General features: G+C 53.4%; 17 protein-coding genes and 1 rRNA gene. 14 read left to right on the top strand and 4 right to left on the bottom strand.

All coding sequences use genetic code 11. From position 1 onward, the window contains the following. The first annotated feature begins 240 nt into the window (after positions 1-240). The 7 genes from cysS (at position 241) to TPRIMZ1_RS0114295 (ending at position 7,480) form a co-directional block, all read left to right on the top strand. Positions 241-1,704, top strand: a complete 1,464-nt coding sequence (gene cysS, locus TPRIMZ1_RS0114325) for a cysteine--tRNA ligase (RefSeq protein ID WP_010261509.1) — start codon at positions 241-243, stop codon at positions 1,702-1,704. A gap of 48 nt (positions 1,705-1,752) precedes the next feature. Next, complete coding sequence (locus TPRIMZ1_RS0114320; RefSeq protein ID WP_010261507.1) at positions 1,753-2,307, top strand: RNA polymerase sigma factor; 555 nt, start codon at positions 1,753-1,755, stop codon at positions 2,305-2,307. After that, positions 2,297-2,848: an anti-sigma factor family protein gene (locus tag TPRIMZ1_RS0114315; RefSeq protein WP_010261503.1), complete on the top strand. Its 552-nt coding sequence runs from the start codon at positions 2,297-2,299 to the stop codon at positions 2,846-2,848. The genes TPRIMZ1_RS0114320 and TPRIMZ1_RS0114315 overlap by 11 nt, the downstream gene beginning before the upstream one ends. Continuing rightward, positions 2,845-3,390: a hypothetical protein gene (locus TPRIMZ1_RS0114310; protein WP_010261499.1), complete on the top strand. Its 546-nt coding sequence runs from the start codon at positions 2,845-2,847 to the stop codon at positions 3,388-3,390. The genes TPRIMZ1_RS0114315 and TPRIMZ1_RS0114310 overlap by 4 nt, the downstream gene beginning before the upstream one ends. Next, complete coding sequence (locus tag TPRIMZ1_RS0114305; RefSeq protein WP_010261496.1) at positions 3,387-5,021, top strand: transglutaminase domain-containing protein; 1,635 nt, start codon at positions 3,387-3,389, stop codon at positions 5,019-5,021. The genes TPRIMZ1_RS0114310 and TPRIMZ1_RS0114305 overlap by 4 nt, the downstream gene beginning before the upstream one ends. 24 nt (positions 5,022-5,045) lie before the next feature. Then, the gene (gene pyrH, locus TPRIMZ1_RS0114300) at positions 5,046-5,741 is read left to right on the top strand and encodes a UMP kinase (RefSeq protein WP_010261493.1); all 696 of its coding nucleotides are present in this window, start codon (positions 5,046-5,048) and stop codon (positions 5,739-5,741) included. Positions 5,742-5,824: 83 nt separating this feature from the next. Beyond that, positions 5,825-7,480 carry a diphosphate--fructose-6-phosphate 1-phosphotransferase gene (locus TPRIMZ1_RS0114295; RefSeq protein WP_010261490.1) on the top strand — a complete coding sequence of 552 codons (1,656 nt, stop codon included), beginning with the start codon at positions 5,825-5,827 and terminating at the stop codon, positions 7,478-7,480. Here the strand turns inward: TPRIMZ1_RS0114295 and recQ are convergent. Further along, a complete protein-coding gene (recQ, locus tag TPRIMZ1_RS0114290; RefSeq protein ID WP_010261487.1) occupies positions 7,455-9,374 on the bottom strand; it encodes a DNA helicase RecQ in 1,920 nt (639 codons plus the stop codon). The two genes, TPRIMZ1_RS0114295 and recQ, sit on opposite strands and share 26 nt — an antisense overlap. A 37-nt stretch (positions 9,375-9,411) precedes the next feature. On the opposite strand from recQ, the gene TPRIMZ1_RS0114285 reads away from it, so the two are divergent. From TPRIMZ1_RS0114285 to TPRIMZ1_RS0114275, 3 genes are read left to right on the top strand one after another with little or no spacing between them, the layout of a single operon-like run. Then, the gene (locus TPRIMZ1_RS0114285; RefSeq protein WP_010261484.1) at positions 9,412-10,101 is read left to right on the top strand and encodes a non-canonical purine NTP pyrophosphatase; all 690 of its coding nucleotides are present in this window, start codon (positions 9,412-9,414) and stop codon (positions 10,099-10,101) included. 60 nt (positions 10,102-10,161) lie between these two features. After that, the gene (locus tag TPRIMZ1_RS0114280) at positions 10,162-10,644 is read left to right on the top strand and encodes a COG2426 family protein (protein WP_010261482.1); all 483 of its coding nucleotides are present in this window, start codon (positions 10,162-10,164) and stop codon (positions 10,642-10,644) included. A 3-nt stretch (positions 10,645-10,647) separates the two neighbouring features. Next, entirely contained in the window at positions 10,648-12,672 is a 2,025-nt protein-coding gene (locus tag TPRIMZ1_RS0114275) for an ATP-dependent helicase (protein ID WP_010261479.1), read from the top strand. A gap of 2 nt (positions 12,673-12,674) precedes the next feature. On the opposite strand, the gene TPRIMZ1_RS0114270 is transcribed toward TPRIMZ1_RS0114275, so the two are convergent. Both TPRIMZ1_RS0114270 and TPRIMZ1_RS0114265 read right to left on the bottom strand, forming a co-directional pair. Further along, positions 12,675-13,757, bottom strand: coding sequence for a metallophosphoesterase (locus TPRIMZ1_RS0114270; protein ID WP_010261476.1), 1,083 nt, complete (start codon positions 13,755-13,757; stop codon positions 12,675-12,677). Positions 13,758-13,763: 6 nt separating this feature from the next. After that, the gene (locus TPRIMZ1_RS0114265; RefSeq protein WP_010261473.1) at positions 13,764-15,074 is read right to left on the bottom strand and encodes a CBS domain-containing protein; all 1,311 of its coding nucleotides are present in this window, start codon (positions 15,072-15,074) and stop codon (positions 13,764-13,766) included. A 280-nt stretch (positions 15,075-15,354) separates the two neighbouring features. Between TPRIMZ1_RS0114265 and eda the strand changes: the two genes are divergently transcribed. The 4 genes from eda to ilvD all read left to right on the top strand — a co-directional run bounded on the left by eda (position 15,355) and on the right by ilvD (position 19,950). Then, positions 15,355-16,317: a bifunctional 4-hydroxy-2-oxoglutarate aldolase/2-dehydro-3-deoxy-phosphogluconate aldolase gene (eda, locus tag TPRIMZ1_RS0114260; protein ID WP_010261469.1), complete on the top strand. Its 963-nt coding sequence runs from the start codon at positions 15,355-15,357 to the stop codon at positions 16,315-16,317. A gap of 8 nt (positions 16,318-16,325) precedes the next feature. Further along, positions 16,326-17,348 carry a sugar kinase gene (locus TPRIMZ1_RS0114255; protein ID WP_010261465.1) on the top strand — a complete coding sequence of 341 codons (1,023 nt, stop codon included), beginning with the start codon at positions 16,326-16,328 and terminating at the stop codon, positions 17,346-17,348. Positions 17,349-17,360: 12 nt separating this feature from the next. Continuing rightward, the gene (locus TPRIMZ1_RS0114250) at positions 17,361-18,068 is read left to right on the top strand and encodes a FadR/GntR family transcriptional regulator (protein ID WP_010261462.1); all 708 of its coding nucleotides are present in this window, start codon (positions 17,361-17,363) and stop codon (positions 18,066-18,068) included. Between the two features lie 163 nt (positions 18,069-18,231). Then, positions 18,232-19,950: a dihydroxy-acid dehydratase gene (gene ilvD / locus TPRIMZ1_RS0114245; RefSeq protein WP_010261460.1), complete on the top strand. Its 1,719-nt coding sequence runs from the start codon at positions 18,232-18,234 to the stop codon at positions 19,948-19,950. Between the two features lie 10 nt (positions 19,951-19,960). On the opposite strand, the gene rrf is transcribed toward ilvD, so the two are convergent. Further along, a 5S ribosomal RNA gene (gene rrf, locus TPRIMZ1_RS0114240) occupies positions 19,961-20,076 on the bottom strand. Between the last annotated feature and the right edge of the window lie 56 nt (positions 20,077-20,132).

Below are 20,132 nucleotides of genomic sequence, written 5' to 3'. Positions count from 1 at the left end.
CGGGAGGGAAGAGGGGCATCCCCGGTCAAGCACATTTGGAATTCCCTGCTGGAGTAGACCCGCGCAGCGGGGCTGCGGAAGCAGACTCTACAAGCGTGCGAGCGCCGGGGATGCCCCTCTTCCCTCCCGATTTGCCGATAAATCCGAAAAAAAGAGACGTTGTTTCCGAACCGGCACCGATCGGCATAGACCCGCACCTACCGCCCTTGATTTTTTCGATTTTTTCCCCTACAGTAAATCATGGCGTTAACCCTCTATAACACCCTGGGACGGAAACTACAGGTTTTTGAGTCGATTAAACAAAACGAGGTTGGCTTTTACGGCTGCGGGCCCACGGTTTATAATTATGCCCATATCGGAAACCTCCGGGCCTACCTTACCCACGATATTCTGGTACGGACCCTGCGACGGCGGGGGTATACCGTAACCCATGTGATGAATATCACCGATGTGGGGCACCTTTCCGGGGATAACGACAGCGGGGACGACAAAATGGTAAAATCCGCGGAGGAACGGGGCAAGACGGTCCTGGAAGTTGCGGATTTCTATACCAATGCCTTTTTCAACGATACGGGGAGGATGAATATCATCCGCCCCACGGTGGTCTGTAAGGCTACGGAGCATATACAGGAGATGATCGCCCTGATCAAGCGGATCGAGGCTAACGGGTTTACCTACTCCGCCGGGGGGAACCTCTATTTCGATATCACTAAGTTTGCTTCCTACGGGGACTTGGCGCTGATCAACCTTGAAGATCGTAAACCCGGAGCCCGGATCGAAGTAGACGAAAATAAACAGAATCCCTACGACTTTGTCCTCTGGTTTACCAAGAGCAAATTTGAAAACCAAGCCCTGGTCTGGGACAGTCCCTGGGGCCGGGGGTATCCGGGCTGGCATATCGAATGTTCCGCCATGAGTATTAAGTACCTGGGGGAACAGTTTGATATCCACGCCGGGGGTATCGACCACATTACCATTCACCACACCAACGAGATTGCCCAGAGTGAGGCGGCTACCAAAAAGCATCCCTGGGTGAATTACTGGGTCCACAACGAATTTCTTATCCAGGATAAGGGGAAGATGTCCAAATCCTCCGGGAACTTTCTCACCCTCCAGACCCTGGTTGACGATGGCTACGATGCCCTGGACTACCGGTACTTCCTCCTGGGGGGCCATTACCGCAGCCAAATCCAATTCTCCTACGATGCCCTGGACGGCGCCCGGAACGCCCGGAAATCTCTGGGAGACCGTATATTGGCCCTGGTGGAAAAAGCCGGGGGTCTTCCCACCGTTAAGGGGACTTTGCCGGATTCGCTTACCCAAGGAAAGGCAGGGACCTATCTTGAGGCTTTTGACAAAGCCCTGGATGAAGACCTTAACACACCCCGGGCTCTGGCGGAACTCTGGGGGCTGCTAAGAGATGGCACGGTGCAAAGCGCAGATGCCCTACAAACGGCCTTCGAGATGGACCGTATACTGGGGCTGGGCATCTTTGCCCGGGCGGCCGCCGAAGCGGAGAAACGATTGGATACAAACCGGGGAAACCCGGAAGAAATAGCGGAAATTGAAGCGTTGATAGCGAAACGGGCGGAGGCGAAGAAGGCAAAGGATTTTAATACCGCGGATCGTATACGGGATACCCTAAAAGAGCGGGGAATTTTGCTGGAAGATGGCCCCAAGGGCGCCGTATGGCGCCGTATATAAAGCGCCGTTAATTTAACTGTAGAATAATGTAACAACCAAGGGGATAAATTGTTTTCAGGATCAGAGGGGGATGAGTCTGTTGCAGAGTTCCGCCGGCTTTACGATACCGTATTTCCTATACTGTTTCGGGTGGTGTACCGTATAACCAACAGCGAGGAAGCTGCAGAGGACCTTTGTCAGGATGCTTTTTTCCGGCTGTACGAAAAAAAGATGGTTTTCCCCAACCCCGAGGAGGCCAAGTACTGGCTTATCAGGGTGGCAACAAACGCATCTCTGAATTATGCGAAACGTAAGGACAGAGAGCGAAAAGCCTATCAAAAGGCCTTTCGGGAAGATATTCGGAGCCCGGAGACCGGCGAAAGCGCGCTGTTAAAGAAGGAATCCAAGGAGGAAATTCAGGAGGCATTGCGAAAATTGCCGAAGAATTTACGGATGGTTTTAATTTTAAGAGAATATGGTGAGCTTAATTATAAGAAAATTGGCCAAGTTCTTGGCATTAGTGAAGGTAATGTGAAGGTCCGGGTATTCAGAGCCCGGGAACGTCTGGCCGGGCTTTTAAAAGCGGAAGGCCCCTTCCGCAAGGATGGTTCATATGTGCCCTGATCCTCAAATACTTTCCCTTTATTACGATGGGGAATTGCCGTCTCCCTGGAAAGAAAAGCTTGAAGCCCATCTTCGGGATTGTTCCCACTGTACAAGCCGTTTGGAACAGTTCCGGCAGCTTTCCGGAACACTGGAAGAAGAGCGGTTCTCTGCGGCTGCCCTAACGGAACGGGTCTGGCAGCGGCTTAGTAACCCCGATGCGGCGATCCGGGAGCGTCCGGTACAGATTTGGGGCCGCTCCGTTTCGGTGCCCCTGCCCCTGCTTGCTGCCACAGCTGCTGCGCTGATCCTCGCTTTTGGCTTCTTCTTCCTTCGAAGTACTCCGGACACCGCTCCTGCAGATTCAACCCTGGCCTCCCTGGATATGCAAACAATTATGCCCATTTCAGATTTGAATGGGGTTTTACAATATTTGGGGGATGATTCTTCGGATATCGTAATAATCCGCCTGCCGGAAAGTAGGAATTTTATGAGTTCCGGAGAACCGGCCATGATCCGGGCGGCAGATTACAGCGGACGGAAGTCCGAAGGATCCCGATGAACCGGCATCCTTATTTACAGAGGCTTACATTCATCGGCGGTTTGCTATTTTTGGCCGCCGGTGTGACAGTTTCCGGCCAGGAAGCGTTTCCGGATAGTATGCTGCCCGGTCTGCGGGAACGGGCGGTGGTGCTGAACATCGTTGCCAGGATAGTGGAGCAAAACCAGGACGAAATCTGGAATTCCAACAATTCCAAGATAACTATCCTGGGTAGGCCGGTGAGCCTTAAGCTTATCGGGGAAAATGTTGTGGTTTTTGCCCAGTTCACCCCCTATCAACAGGAAAATGGGCGGAGCCTTCTGGTTGCCCAAGGCCAGATCTGGATAAATGTGCCCAACCAAGGGATCCGTTACCAAACGACCCTTCAGTCCATCCCCCTGGAATTCGGTGAACAGATATACTTCTTCCCCCTGGGAAAGGTAAGTTCCGAAAACGAAGCCCATATAGAAATTCAACTGGAACTACGCCCCTATACAGAACCCGCAAGAGAATCCTCTGCGACGGCAAACAATTCCTCTCCGGAGCGCGCGTTACCGGAATGAGACGGCTCTTCTTATTTTTTCCATTCATACTCCTTTTTTTTTCATGTATAGACCGACAGCCCCGGATCCACTTGATTAGTCCCCGGATAGGGATAATGGGGGAGGTCCTCACTATAACAGGGGAAAATTTTGGAGCTACCCGGGAAGAATCCTACGTTACCATAGGGGGGATAACCCCCACCACTTCATCCTACATTGAATGGACCGATACCCGGATTCTGGTACGGATCCCCGAGTTTGGAGATTCCGGACTGGTCTGTGTTTACCGGGGCAATAGAAAAAGCAACTCCGCCCTGTTTTCCAACCGGTCAACCATGCCCCAGACTATCCAGGGGGAATATACCGGTATTGAGCCCAACATCCTCTCCATAGAACCTCCGGCCGGGGCGGTGGGTTCCGTGGTAACCATCCGGGGAAGCGGTTTCGGCGCCTCCCGAGAGGGCGGTGGGGTGTTTTTTGCCTGGGATGCACAACTGTCCCCGTCGGCGCCGACAGGGGTAAGCGGCCCGGGTTCGGTAGAAGTTTCGGAAACCGAATTTGGCTATGAGCTTTGGAGTGAGCGGGAAATCCGGGTCAGGGTTCCCGACGGAGCTATCGGGGGGAACCTCACGGTCCATACCCCACGGGGAAACGCCAGGCCGATGTTTTTCGACATCATCGGCAAACCGGGAACCAAGACCTATAAGGATAAACGGAACTACGCTATTTCCTACGCCGTGGATATCCGGGTTCAGGAGGCGGAAGGGCCAAACCGGCTTTACCTTTGGCTTCCCCAGCCGGTCAATTCTGCTTCCCAGCGGAATATCCGGATCCTATCCCGTAATGTGGAGCCCTTTATTGAAAATTATCGGGGAACCTCCCTTTTTCAGATGCAGAATTTAGAAAGTAATACCGCTGCGGGGATCAGCCTGTCCTATCTGGTGGAGGTTTATACGGTAGAAACCGATATCAGGACCAATTCCATAACAATCGCCTCCGGAAACACCGCTTCCTTAGCCTCCCCGGTTAGGGCTGCCTATACCGCGCCCAGCTCCCGGATCCCTTCGGATGATCCCCGGATAAAAGAGCAGACCGCCGCCCTTATAGGGAGGGAACAAAACCCCTATATTCGGGCCCAGCGTATCTACGAGTATCTCCTCACCAAGGGGGGAATCCAGTGGGAAGAGCTTGCGGGCGGACCCCTGGAAGCCCTGGAAGAAAAAAAAGCGGACCCCTATAGGGCTGCCCTACTCTTCTGTACCATGGCCCGTTCCGCGGGTATACCTGCAATTCCCGTCTCCGGGGTCCTCCTGGACCGGAACCGTATGCTCAGCCGTCATTATTGGGCCGAATTCTGGATAGATGGTTTTGGCTGGATACCGGTGGATCCAGCCCTGGGGGCAGGCGCTGCCCCGCCGTCTTTTATACTCCGGGCGGATAGGGCAAACTACTACTTTGGCAACCTGGACAACCAGCGGATAAGCTTCTCCCGGGGCTTTACCACCCTCTCCCATATGGATCCCCGGGGCCGGGTTGCCGTACGGGAAAGGGATTATGCCCTGCAGAACCTCTGGGAAGAAGCCGTGGGTGGTTTGGAGTCCTATTCATCACTGTGGAGTGACGTTACAATCAACGGTGTCTACTATCAGTGAAAGATTATCCATAAGGAGCATGGTATGATAACGGTCATTTCTCTGGGTGGTTCTATTGTAGCCCCCGATACGGTGGACGAAGCCTTTTTAAAGAACTTTGTCGCCCTGATCCGGGAATTTCTTGAGGCGGAGGCGGAACGGCGTTTCATCTTTGTGGTCGGCGGCGGCGGACCCGCCCGGGTCTACCAGAATGCCTACCGGGAAATCTCCGCAACCGGGGGCAAAAAAGCCGATAACAACGAGGCTGATTGGATCGGGGTAATGGCTACCAGACTCAATGCCCAGCTGGTCAGGGCTCTTATGGGCGAGTGGTGTTCCCAGGATGTGATTACGGACCCCACCCAAGCGGCGGATATGACCGGGAAAGTCCTGGTAGCTGCGGGCTGGAAACCGGGCTTCTCCTCGGACAACGACGCCGTGCTTCTGGCGGAACGGTTCCGGGCAGACTCGGTGATCAACCTCTCCAACATTGAGCGGGTCTACACGGATGATCCCAAGAAAAACCCCCAGGCAAAGCCGATAGACGCCATCTCCTGGCCGGATTTCCGTATCCTGGTTGGGGATGAATGGACCCCGGGCAAGAATGTCCCCTTCGACCCCATAGCAAGCCGGCGCGCCGCGGAGCTCGGCCTGCGGGTTATCTGCGCCGCAGGGCGCGACCTGGAAAACCTTAAAAAAATACTCCGGGGAGAAAAGTTCCTGGGAACAACCATCGGCTGAAAATGCGCCAAGAACTTGAAATTGTCTCCCGGTTTTAGGTATACTATCTCCCTATTCTATTTAAGTTTTCAAAGGAGCACACCATGGAATTGTCGGCGCTGCAAAGAGTCCGCTATACCTACAAACCAAAACTTCCCGGTAGTTTATCCAGGCCGGTAACAGACATAGCAGTTCAGTTAGGAAACCCCACCGAATCCATATCGGATCAGGGCGCATTGAAAGCCCGTTTTAAAGAAACCTATGGCAAACCCCTGGCCACCTTTATACAGGGCAAGAATGACGCCATAAGCCGCAAACTTTCCGTGGGGGTGATCCTCTCGGGCGGTCAGGCCCCGGGGGGACACAATGTAATCGCCGGTCTCTATGACGGTCTCAAGAAGGGAAATCCCGGTTCAAAACTTTTCGGTCTTTTGGGAGGTCCCAGCGGCCTTATTGATAATAAAACTGTGGAAATAAACGACCCCATGATGGACATCTACCGGAATACCGGGGGCTTCGACATGATCGGTTCCGGACGGACCAAGATCGAAAGTCCGGAACAGTTTGCCGCTTCCCTGGAAACCGCCAAAAAACTGGGGCTTAACGCGGTGGTAATCATAGGCGGGGACGATTCCAACACCAATGCTGCCCTTCTGGCGGAGTACTTCCTTGCCAAGGGATCGGACATACAGGTTATCGGCTGTCCTAAAACCATAGACGGGGATCTAAAAAATGAAAACATCGAAATCTCCTTTGGGTTCGACACGGCGGTAAAGACCTACAGCGAGCTTATCGGAAATATTGAGCGGGACGCCAACAGCGCCAAAAAATACTGGCACTTTATCAAACTCATGGGCCGTTCCGCCAGCCACATCACCCTGGAGTGCGCTCTCCAAACCCAGCCGAATATCTGTTTCATCTCCGAAGAAGTGGAGGCCAAGAAACTATCCCTGGGTCAGGTGGTGGATCAGATATGCAGTTCCGTGGTTAAGCGGGCGGATAACAAGGAAAATTTCGGGGTGGTGCTTATCCCCGAGGGGCTGGTTGAATTCATTCCGGAAATGAAAAAACTCATTGAGGAACTGAACGATATTATGGCCAACAAGGAAAAAGAATTTTCCGAGCAGGGAAGTTTTCATGCCCAGACCGACTGGCTGGTAACACAGCTTTCGGATCCCTCGGGGTATCTCTTCAAGAGCCTTCCGGAAGAAATTGCCAAGGAACTCCTCATGGACCGGGATCCCCACGGCAATGTTCAGGTATCCCGTATCGAAACAGAAAAACTACTCATGGGCATGACGGAGAGCAAACTAAGGGATCTTAAAAAAGCGGGAACCTACAAGGGCACATTCAGCGCCCTGGGCCATTTCTTTGGTTACGAAGGCCGCTGCGCCTTCCCCACCAACTTCGATGCAGACTATTGCTACAGCCTTGGGTTCAGCGCCTTTGTGCTCATCGCCTCGGGCCTTACGGGCTACCTTTCCAGCGTAAAAAACCTGGTTGCCCCTGCGGACCAGTGGATAGCCGGCGGGGTCCCCCTGACCATGATGATGAACATGGAACACCGCCACGGCGCCGACAAACCGGTAATCCGGAAGGCCCTGGTGGAACTGGAGGGCAAACCCTTCAAAACCTTCGCCGCCGAACGGGAAACATGGTCGGTCAAGACCAGCTTTATCTACCCCGGCTCGATACAATACTACGGCCCCGCGGAGATCTGCGATCAGCCGACCATCACGTTGAAGCTGGAGAAGAGTTAAAGTCCCTTATTAGCTTGGTAAAAGCCTCGCCGTACTTCTCCATCTTCACCTCCCCTACGCCGGACACCCCAAGGAATGCCGCTTTGGTGGTTGGCTGTTTGCGGCACATGTCCCGCAGGGCGGCGTCGGAGAATACGATGTATGCGGGGACATGGCCGGCCTGGGCCAGTTCCCGGCGCAGGTCCTTGAGCTTTGTTAAGAGCGCTTCGTCCACCGGAGCTGCGTCCGGGACGGCGGGCTTTGGCTTCCCGTAGATCTTGGTAACCGCAAAACTGTTGGACTCGTCCACAGGCCGATCCGTTAACTCTGCCTGAAACACGGGAGGAGGGGCAGCCTTCGAAACGGGAACCGCGGCGGGCAGCATCATTGTTAATGGCGCTTTCTCCACAATGATTTCCCGGGCTTTATCGCCAAGGTCCACCACGGGATATTCCCCGGGCTCCACCCTTAGATATTTCTGATCGATAAGATAGTCCAGGATATTTCGGATCCGGTGGGCATCGGTATCCGCCATGATCCCGTAGGTACTCAGGGTATCCAGACCCTGGGAAGTGATCTTTTTCGTTTTACTGCCCCGCAGAATATCAATGATCATAATTTTTCCAAAATTCCGGCCCCGCTCTTTTAAACGGTAAATACAGGAAATGATCTTCCGGGCTTCCAGGGTAATGTCCACGGACTCAAAGGTAGTTTTACAGTTGGAACAGTTGCCGCAATAGCCGGGACTTTTTTCCCCAAAATAGGCGAGCAGCCGGGCGCGGAGGCAGTCGGAACCGGTGGCGTAGAAGGTCATCTGTTTTAAAAGTTCCAGATTATGCTCCACCTGTTTTTCGTCCCGTTCGTTCTCCTCCTCCTGGTTGTTGGTGATCAGGAAGGTATTGATCCGCACATCCTGACCGCTGTAAAAAAGGATGCACTCCGCATTTTCCCCGTCCCGGCCTGCCCTCCCCGCCTCCTGGTAATAGCTTTCAATGTTCTTGGGCATATTGTAATGGATCACAAAGGATACGTTGGACTTGTCTATCCCCATGCCAAATGCGTTGGTGGCCACCATGATAGTTTTTCTGTCAAAAATAAAATCGTCCTGATTTTCATGGCGTTCCCGGTCTTCCAGCCCCGCATGATACCTGGTGGCGGCAAAACCATAACGGCCAAGGAGTTCCCAGACTTCCTCCACTTTTTTCCTGGTGGAACAGTAGACAATACCGCTTTGGCCTCTATGGTTTTCCAGATACCCCAGGAGGGCCTCGGATTTCTGTTTTGGTTTTTCAACCCCAAAGTAGAGATTCCGCCGGTCAAATCCGGTGGTCAGCAAAAGCGGATCCTTCAGTTCCAGGAGGCTCCGAATATCCTCCTTAACCTTCGCTGTAGCGGTGGCGGTACAGGCTGCCAACCGGGGACGCGACGGAAGACGGCGGATAAACTCGGCGATCAGACGATAGCTGGGACGGAAATCGTGACCCCACTGGGAAACACAGTGGGCCTCGTCCACCACCACCAGAGGTATGGGCGTATCCCCAATCTGCTCCCGGAGATCCTCCCGCAGGAGCCGCTCCGGGGCGATATAGAGGATTTGGTATGCTCCCTGGGCCAGGCCCCGCAGAATTTCCCCATATTCGGCGCTCCCCATGGAGCTGTTCAGGTACGCCGCCTTTACCCCCGCTTCCTGCAAGGCGTTTACCTGATCCTTCATAAGGGATATCAGGGGGGAGATTACCACCGTAAGTCCATCCAGAAGTATCGCCGGGATCTGATAGCAGATAGATTTCCCCGCGCCGGTGGGCATTACCGCCATCACGTCCCGGCCCGCCAGGATGGCGTCGATAAGCTCCTCCTGTCCGGGGCGAAACGTGGTATACCCAAAATATTCTTTCAATACGCTCTGTTTATTCATCCTTTCCCACCCGCATAATTCATGCTAGTATACCCCTATGACGATTTGGTTTGCCACCGGCAATACCCATAAAAGGGCGGAACTTTCAGGCCTTCTTCCCGGCCACCTCATAAAAATCCCCGCCGATGAAGGAATCCCCTTCGACCCCGATGAAACGGGCGCCACCTTTGGGGAAAACGCCCTGATAAAAGCCCGGGAACTCCGCCGCCTGGTCCTGGCAAGCGGATGCGGTTCCCAAGACCCGGTTATTGCCGATGATTCCGGCCTCTGCGTGGACGCCCTGGACGGCCGGCCGGGTATCTACTCTGCCCGGTACGGCAGTACCGAACGGTACGGCTCCGAAGGCGGCAAAAAGCTCAGTGACCGGGACCGCAACGCCCTGCTCCTCCAAGAGCTGCAAAGCAGATCAGAGCTGCAAAGCAGATCAGAGCTGCAAAGCAGATCAGAGCTGCAGAGCAGATCTGACAATCCCAGCCGCCAAGCCCGGTTCGTCTGCGCCATGGTACTCCTCTTTAGCGAAGACCGCTTCTACCTGGTCCAGGAAACCCTGGAGGGGGAGCTGATCCGGGAAGAGCGCGGCGCGGGCGGCTTCGGCTACGACCCTATCCTCTACCTCCCCCAACTGGGCCGCACCGTGGCGGAACTTACCCCAGAAGAGAAGAACCAAATCAGCCATCGGGGCAAAGCCGGAAAGGCAATCGCCAAGCTTCTGGCGGAACAACAATAGTTATAGCGCCGCCGTCCAAAACGCTTTATTCATTCCGCATTTTCTGCTAAACTTTTCTCAATGAATACCCCTGTAATACTCCTCTGGACCGCACTGCTTTCTTTCCTGCCCATTTCTGAACTCCGGGGGGGCATCCCCTTCGCTATTGCCAATGGGATACCCTGGTACTGGGCCTATCTGTACTGCGCCGGTCTCAACGCCCTGGTGGCGCCGGCCTGCTGGGTCTTTCTTTCCACCTTGCACAGGGTTTTCCGTAAAATGGCCTGGTACGAAAAAATTTTTGACCGCTTTGTGGAACGGGCCCGGGTCAAACTCCATGCCCAGGTGGAAAAATGGGGCTGGCTTGGGATTGCGGTCTTTGTGGCCATCCCCTTGCCCATAACCGGCGCCTGGACCGGAACCCTGGGGTCTTGGGTACTTGGCCTAAGCAAGCGGAAAACCATGCTCGCCGTAATCCTCGGGGTACTTACGTCCGGGGCCATCGTTACCGCGGTGATGCTCCTGGGCGTACAGGCCCTGCGTATCTTTGTAAAAGAAGTATAGTCCGTGTCGAAACTAAACCTTCAAGCGGAGCTGAATGACCAGCAGTTCCGGGCGGTTAGGACCATTGAAGGACCGGTACTCATCATCGCCGGCGCCGGTTCCGGAAAGACCCGGGTTATTACCTACCGTATCGCCCACATGCTGGAAACTGGTATACCCCAGTCCGCCATCCTGGCCCTCACCTTTACGAACAAGGCTGCCCGGGAAATGGAAATACGGGTCAAAGAACTAACGGGAAAGAAACTCCAAAACCTGACGGTGAGTACCTTCCACGCCTTTGGGGTACGGATACTCCGGGAAGAAATAGAACACCTGGGGTACCGGAAAAATTTTTCTATCTACGATGAAACGGACCGGGGCTCCGCTATCAAAGAAAGCCTCCGTGAATGCCGGCTCTCCACCGAAGGGGTGGACCTCTACGCCCTGGGCCAGCTTTTTTCCAACGTCAAGATTGGGCGCTTTACATGGGGGGACGGCGCCAACGATGCCTACGAACCGGTGTATAAAGAATATCAGCACAGCCTGAAGACTTACAACGCCCTGGATTTTGACGATCTCCTGACCCTCCCCATAGAGCTGTTTGAAAAGCATCCCGAAGTCCTGGAGAAGTACCGCAGCCGTTACCATTACATCATGGTGGACGAGTTTCAGGATACCAGCTTTACCCAGTACCGCCTTATGCGGTTCCTGGCGGACCGCAATGTTTGTGTGGTGGGGGACGATGATCAGTCCATCTATTCCTGGCGGGGGGCCAACTACGAAAACATCGTCATGTTTGAAAAGGATTTCCCCGGGACCGTGGAGATCAAACTGGAGCAAAACTACCGTTCCACCACCACCATCCTGGAAGCGGCCAACGGGGTTATCTCCAACAATACGAACCGTAAGGAAAAGCGGCTCTGGTCCGGTAACAAGGGCGGCAAACCGGTGGAGCTCTTTCATCCCAAGAATGAAAGTGAAGAAGCGGACTTTATTGCCAGCGGAATAAAAAAAATCATGATCCAGGATAAGCTCAAATACGATAACTTCGGGGTACTGCTCAGGACCAATTCCATGACCCGCAGCATTGAGGAAGCCTTCCTGGCGGAGAATATCCCCTACCGGGTTTCCGGGGGAACCAGCTTCTTCCAGCGCAAGGAAGTTAAGGATGTTCTTTCCTATCTCAGGCTCATCGCCAACACCAACGATGATGTGAATCTCCTCAGAATCATTAACACCCCCCGGCGCGGCATAGGAAAAACTACCATAGGGGCCCTGATGGATCTGGCACGGAAGAATCATTCCACCCTGTGGGACGCCATGGAAAAACTCCGCTATTCTCCGGACACCCTTTTCCAGGAAGCTGCCAAGGGCAAGGCGGAGATCGACGAATTTATGACCCTCATCGAAACCTACCGGGAGGAGATGCTTGGCAAGCGGGGATTATCCGCAAAAACCCGGGCCCTGGTGGACAGCATCGATTACTGGTCCTACCTCGTAACGGAGTACAGTAAAAATGATAAGATGGCCAAATGGAAATTCCTCAACATAGAAAGTCTCATCCAGTCCATGGAAACCTGGGAGAAGGACCCGGACAACTTCGATCCCAGCATCTACGCCTACCTGAACCGCATTAGTTTAATTACCCGGGACGATGGGGACGATGAGGCGGGCAAGGGGAAGGTGAACCTCATGACCATCCATGCGTCCAAGGGCCTGGAGTTTCCCGTGGTCTTTATCGCCGGCGCTGAGGATGGCATCATCCCCCACGAGCGAAGCATGGAGGAGGGGGACGAAGACCAAAAAGGCGGCGCCCTTGAAGAGGAACGCCGTCTTTTCTACGTGGCCATCACCCGGGCCCGGGACAAGCTCTTTATCACCAGCTGTCTCCAACGGCGCCGCCTGCAGAACACCGCGGACTGTGTCCCCTCACCTTTTCTGGCGGAAATCCCCCCCCACCTGATCGAATACCACGAACCGGACAAGGCGGTGGAAAGCCCCGAGGAAGCGGAAAACTATTTTTCCCTCATCAAAAGCAAATTTATCTGACCTCAATCCCAAGCGGCGTTTATTTCCGGAACGTTTCCCAATAGTTCTATCCGCGCCTTCACATACTCGAACCGGTCCTGGTTCAGGACGGTACGGCAGTATTTGGTACCCGGCAGTATATATACCGGGTAACGGCCCCGGTTGACAAATTTTTTCCCCTCGCCCTGGACAAACCAGTACACCAGGGAAATTTTTTCCCTATCCAGTTCAATGGCGTTAATACCCCTTCTGCCTATGGCGCTTCCGGAATTGAAGAGACAGGGTACGGGAAGATCATCCCCATAGAGACTCTCCCGTATGGCATTCCGCTTTTCCGATCGCTTCAGCTTCCCCAGATCCATACGCAGGGCCCGCACCTCCTCTGCGATTCGCTCCCGATCTTCCCCCTGGGAGACCGGGTAATCCCGGCACAGGCGTTCAATTTCAAATTTAATAAATTCAAAACGTCCCAGGGATTCAAAGAGGGGCCGGTGGGTGTGGCCGATGATGGAGATACAGTTATGCTCCAGGGAAAAATCATAGGCCTGCTTTTCTACATGAAAACGCCGGAAGGGGCTGCGGCCGGATGAAATATTCCGGACCCCCAGGGGCTTGAGGAGATACCGTATGCCGATCTGAAGCAGCTTATTATAATTGGTATAAACCTTGGAAGACTGATGCCCGTGGTACACATAGAGCGGTATAAGGCCGGTCTCAATAAGCACCGCATCATACAGCGCGTAGGGATACTTTTTTTCAAAGATAAGCTGCTCATCATGGTTCCCAAGGGTTTTATACAGCCGCCCCCGGGCGTTAAATTTATCAAAGAGCTGGTACAGCCTTGGCCATTGTTCTCTAATGCTCTCAAGAGAAAAACGCTGCAGCTCCTCGATATCTCCGTTTAAGACAATAGTCCAGTCTCCGTTTAAATAATAGTGCTCCAGCATCTCCATGAGCAGGACCCCATTCTGGGCAAGATCGTCCCGGCGGCCGCAGCCCATGTGGAAGTCGCTGATAACTAAAACATTGCCTCCCTGGGATATATCCAAAACCGCAGCGGGGTTAAAGTGATTGTTTACCATATCGGAAAAAAAAGTATTGGCCATCTACAATTACGCTTTCCGGCTGACTTGACGTTTTCTATATTGCAGATAGTCCCAGCGGGTAAGAATGCCCAGGAGCTTACGGTCCTCCACAATAGGCAGCCGTCCTATATGGTGTTTATAAAAAATACGCTCAATTTCCCGCATGGTAAGGTTACTACCGGCGGTCACCGCAGGCTTTGACATATAAGCCCGTACCGGGGCTTTCATCACCCCCGCCTTACGTCCCTTCATGATATCCCGGAGGCTGATAAAGCCGCTTACATTTTCCTCAGCGTCCAGTACCGGCGCCCCGGTCAGATCCGCCTTTTCCAGAAAAACGGAGGCCTCCAAAAGGCTCATGGTTTCGCTCACCCGGTGGACATCCCGGGTCATGATGTCGGCAGCCCGGGTGGCCGGCGTGAGGGATTGTTCCAGGTAGCCCAGAAATTCTTCAAAAAATTCAGGCCCTTCCCGCCCGTTTATCTTCGCCGAACCCGCCAGCTGATGCCCCCCGCCGCCATAGACGTGCAGCAGCTCGTGGAGGTTGATTTTAGCCTTCTGGCTGCGGGCTATGAGGAGCACCGTTTTTGTTTTCGGAATGGCAAAAAGGGCAAAAAACGCATCGGGGTTCCGTATTTCCATGATCTTTTCCACCACCGCCGCAAGGCCCGGGGTGTTCTCCCCCAGTTCAAGGTAACTCAGGAGCAGTTCATGGCCCTGGATGACATGGGGCTGTAAAGCCATAAGCGCCTGATTCAGGATCTCCAACTGAGCGTCCTCCCGGATGGTTTCCAGAAAGGACTTAACCAGCTTTAACGAAGCCCCCATATCCATGAGCCAGGCGGAAACCTCAAAATCCACCCGGCTGACATTTTCAAAAATCAGCCGCCCCGTATCGGCATAGATCCCCGTCAGAGCAATGGTCGCCTCCTCGGGCAGAAGCCGTATCCCCTGTTCCATGGCCAATTTTCCCAGGAAGGACGTATTGGCCCCGTAATTCCCCCCCTCAACCTTCGCACCCTGGATATTGCAAAATTCTATAGGGTGGTGATCGTAAATCCGTATATCCGGCGCCGAATTCCGTATATGGCTGAAATATTCCCCCACCCGCTCCGCCATACAGGTATCCACAATGATAATCTTCTCGATTAGCTCAGTTTCGATATCCTTAGGGTTCAGGAAATCAAAGTACTGTTGATAAAAATCATACAGGTTCTGGGCCTCAGGATGGATAAGCCGGCTTCGCACCAGCCGGTACTCCGGAAAAAGCTTCCGTACCAAAATCAGGGACCCCAGGCAATCCAAATCCATATTAGTATGGCCAAAGGCTATGTTCATTATATATCCTTCAGGGTTTACGTTTTTCTTATGCTCCGATTATGTTCGGATACGTAAGCATATCATCTGCGGCCCGCTAATACAAGAAATTACAAAGCAAATTTCATTATAGGGGGAACCTTAGGCTTCACGGCAATATTCATCCGATGAATTTTAAAGACTTTTCTTTAGCGTATATAAATACCCGCTATCACCTACCCCTAATTTTAAGTATTTTCTTGACATATCTGAATTTTGCCCCTACAATAGGTAAATACATCTGATGATTTGAGGTGTTTATATGCAAACTATTTTTGAAGAATTGGGAAAGATCGGGATAATCCCGGTAGTCAAAATTGATGACGCCGAAAAGGCGGTTCCCCTGGCAAAGGCTCTGGCCGCCGGGGGCATTCCCTGCGCGGAAATTACCTTCAGGACCGCCGCAGGGGAAGAGACCATACGCCGCATACACGCGGAAGTACCCGAGGTCTTGCTTGGGGCCGGCACGGTTTTAAATACCGATCAGGTTGATCGGGCGATACAGGCGGGGGCACAATTTATTGTAAGTCCGGGATTTAATCCAAAGGTGGTGGCCCACTGTATCAAAAAGAGAATCCCCATAGTACCGGGCTGCTCCAACCCTTCGGCCATTGAACAAGCCCTTGAATTCGGCCTTGGGGTGATAAAATTTTTCCCCGCAGAACAGTCAGGGGGTTTGGAGTATATCAAGGCCATTGCCGCCCCCTATTCCCAGCTCAAGTTCATGCCCACCGGGGGAATAAACCAGCATAATATTGTTAAATATATCGGCTATGACCGGATCATTGCCTGTGGCGGCTCCTGGATGGTGGGGCCGGATCTGATAAATGCCGGAGATTTTGAAACGATAACCCGGCTCTGCAAAGAGGCGGTTCAGATTATTCTGGGATTTTCCGTAGCTCACCTTGGCATCAACGCTAAAAATGCGGAGGAGGCCCTCGGCGCAGCAAATCTGTTCGGCGCCCTTTTCGGATTTTCCCTTAAAGATAGCAATTCATCGATCTTTTCCAGCGATAATATCGAAATCATGAAAAACCCCGGCTTTGGCGCCAACGGTCATATCGGCATCGGGACGAACAGTTTACCCCGGGCGCTTTCCTGGCTTGAACGTCAGGGTATACGTTTTAACCGGGACAGCGTTAAGACCAATGACAAGGGGAACCTTATGGTAATCTATCTTGAGGATGAAATAGCCGGGTTTGCGGTACATTTGGTACAAAAATAGGAGCTATCATGGGAACGATTGTTACTTTTGGCGAAATTATGTTACGCCTTGCCCCTGAGGGGTATTATCGCTTTGTCCAGGCTGATTCCTTCGGCGCCAGCTACGGCGGCGGTGAAGCCAACGTGGCGGTGTCCCTGGCAAACTTTGGATTGGACGCTGCCTTTGTTACCAAACTGCCGAAACACGAAATCGGCCAAGCCGCAGTGAACAGTCTGCGCCAATTCGGGGTGGATACTTCAAAGATAGCCCGGGGAGGTAACCGGGTGGGAATCTATTTTCTGGAAAAGGGCGCTTCTCAACGGCCTTCAAAGGTTATCTACGATCGTGCGGGTTCAGCCATTGCAACTGCGGAGCCTGGGGACTTCGACTGGAAGACCATCTTTGCAGGGGTTTCCTGGTTTCACTTTACGGGAATTACCCCGGCTCTCGGAGATGCGGCGGCGGCTATCACCCTGGAAGCCTGCAGGATCGCCAAAGCCGGGGGCATTACGGTTTCCTGCGATCTTAATTACCGGAAAAACCTCTGGCCCCGGGATAAAGCCTCTGAGGTGATGGGCCGCCTCATGCCCTTTGTGGATGTCTGTATTGCCAACGAGGAGGACGCCTCGGATGTGTTCGGTATCCATGCTAAAAATTCCGATATCAACTCCGGTAAGATCAACCGGGAGGGCTACCAGGAGGTGGCGAAGGTCCTGACAGACCGGTTTGGGTTTAAAAAGGTCGCCATCACCCTACGGGAATCCATTTCCGCCAACGACAATAATTGGGCAGCCATGCTCTACACCGACGATACGGCGTATTTTTCGAAAAAATACCCCGTACATATCGTCGATCGGGTAGGTGGGGGCGACAGTTTTGGCGCCGGGCTTATCTACGGAACCTTGCAGGGCTATTCTCCCCAGGAAACAGTGGAATTCGCCGTGGCCGCAAGCTGTCTGAAACACGCTATTGAAGGGGATTTTAACCAGGTTTCGGTGGAGGAAGTAGAAAAATTGGCCGGCGGCGATGCATCGGGACGGGTACAGCGCTAATAGCAGAAACATATGAAAAAAAAAGCGGAAACCGGCAAATCCTTAGGAAAACAAATCGCAGAAGATCTGATTCGGTACATCCTAGATAAGAATCTGTCCCCGGGGGCAAAGCTTCCCAACGAATTAGAGTTAACCCGCCTCCTGGGAGTCGGGCGCAGTACCCTGCGGGAAGCGGTTCGGTCCCTGGTGAGCCGTAATGTGTTGGAGGTACGCCAGGGGGCAGGTACCTTTGTGACGGAGCACCGGCTTGGGGTACCCGATGATCCCCTGGGGTTTACCTTTATCCAAGACAAGGAAAAGCTCACCATGGATCTTTTGGAGGTACGTCTGTTCATAGAACCCCGTATTGCCGCCCAGGCCGCCCAGACCGCTTCCGCCAATGATATCCGGGAGATTAAGGCCCTGGCCCGGGAAGTGGAAGATCTGATCAATACCGGGAAGGACCATAGCCATAAGGATGTTGAATTTCACACCCGGATCGCCCAAATCAGCCGGAATCTGGTGGTACCTAACCTTATGCCAATCATTCAGCAGGCTATTATGCTGTTTGTTAATACCTCTAACCGGGTGTTAGGGAAGGAAACCATTGAAACTCACCGGCTGATTGTTAATGCCATTGAAGAACACGATCCCATCGGCGCCTCGGACGCCATGACCCTGCATATCATTTATAACCGGAATAATCTGAAAACCCTTTTCCGTCAGGGAAAATGCCCTTAAAAAAATCATCTGATGATTTTGAAATTGGGGGTTTTATTGGGTTATTTCCGCTATTATGATGATCGCCGTTGGTTCCCGGACTACCATGTCAGTGACAGTGGTTTCGGTGTGCTAAGCCTTATTTTCCTTACGATCCGTATTAGCTTGGGAGCTTTGTAGATATATGTTGAACAGTCAAAAAATCCGGGCCCTTGCCCCTGAAATGGACCCCCTGCGTTTAGGTATGGGGTGGACCGTTGAGGATCTTGAAAAACCACAAATCATTGTGGAAAGTACCTTTGGGGACAGCCATCCCGGCAGCGCCCACCTCTTTGAACTGGTGGAAGAAGCGAGCCGGTCGGTTGCCGCATCCGGGGGCAGGGCGGCCCGCTATTTTGCCACGGACATCTGCGATGGCATGGCCCAGGGGCATGATGGGATCAACTATTCCCTGGTCAGCCGTTCCATTATTGCGGATATGATAGAAATCCACGCCAATGCCACGACCTTTGACGCCGGCGTCTTTATCGCCAGCTGTGATAAGGGTATGCCCGCCCATCTCATGGCCATAGGCCGCATTAATATTCCCAGCATCGTTGTTACCGGGGGCGTTATGGACGCCGGTCCGGAGCTCCTGACCCTGGAACAGATAGGGAAGTACAGCGCCATGGAAAAACGGGGTGAGATAAGCGGTGAACAGCTTAACTATTATAAACACCACGCCTGTCCTTCCTGCGGGGCCTGTAGTTTTATGGGCACCGCTTCCACCATGCAGATCATGGCGGAAGCTCTGGGTCTGATGCTTCCCGGTACCGCCCTGATGCCCGCCACCTGCGCTGATCTGAGGGAAGCGGCCCGCCGAGCGGGGGCCCAGGCGGTAAAGCTGGCGGAAATGGGCTTGAAGGCCCGGGACATAGTAACCATGAAGAGTTTTGAAAACGCCATCATGGTTCACGCCGCTATTTCGGGGAGTTCCAACAGCCTCCTGCACATCCCCGCCATTGCCCATGAGTTCGGATTAACTGTTGATGGTGAACTCTTTGATCGCCTGCACCGGGGCGCCCATTATCTTCTGGATATACGCCCCACCGGACACTGGCCCGCGCAGTTTTTCTACTATGCCGGGGGTGTTCCCGCAATCATGGAGGAACTAAAGGGCAGCCTCCATCTGGACGCCCTCACGGTGACCGGGAAAACCCTGGGGAAAAATCTTGAGGATATTAAGAAGGAAGGGTTTTTTGAAAAATGCGAAACCTACCTTACCCCCTGGCATATAAAACGTACCGATATCATACGCCCCTATGACAAGGCCATAGATACCAACGGGGCCATAGGGATACTGAAGGGGAACCTGGCTCCCGGGGGAGCGGTGGTAAAACATTCGGCGGTTCCCAAGGAGATGTTCACCGCCCTGCTCCATGCCCGCCCCTTTGACAGCGAAGAAGAGGCTCTGGCTGCGGTATTGGCCCACCGCATAAAGCCCGGGGATGCGGTGTTTATCCGCTATGAAGGCCCCAAGGGCAGCGGGATGCCCGAAATGTTTTACACCACCGAGGCCATCAGCTCCGACGCGGAGCTGGGCAAAACCATTGCCCTGATCACCGACGGCCGCTTTTCCGGGGCCAGCAAGGGTCCCGCCATCGGGCATGTTTCCCCCGAAGCGGCGGACGGCGGGCCTATTGCCCTGGTGGAAGAGGGGGACCTGATACAGATCGATATTCCGAACCGAATTCTGGCAATAGTGGGGATCAGGGGGGAACGGAAGACGCCTGAAGAAATAGACGCGATTCTAACGGAGCGGAAAGCCCGCTGGCGCCCGCACCCCCAGCGGTATTCCGGGGGGGTGTTGAAATTATTTTCAGAACGTGCGGTGGAGCCCATGCAGGGCGGGTATATGGAATAAATAAAAAAAAGCCTGGCGACGACCTACTTTCCCACCCTTCTGGAGGGCAGTATCATCGGCGTAAGAGGGCTTAACTTCCGTGTTCGAAATGGGAACGGGTGTAACACCTCCACTATAGTCACCAAGCAATTATTTACATCACTTATGCGGGAACGGGCAGTGAGAAATACGCAGCGCGTATT

It is taken from the genome of Treponema primitia ZAS-1 (assembly GCF_000297095.1).
GTDB lineage: Bacteria > Spirochaetota > Spirochaetia > Treponematales > Breznakiellaceae > Termitinema > Termitinema primitia_A.
The sequence above is the reverse complement of the archived record's forward strand: the minus strand, read 5'-3'. Positions and strand labels throughout refer to the sequence as shown.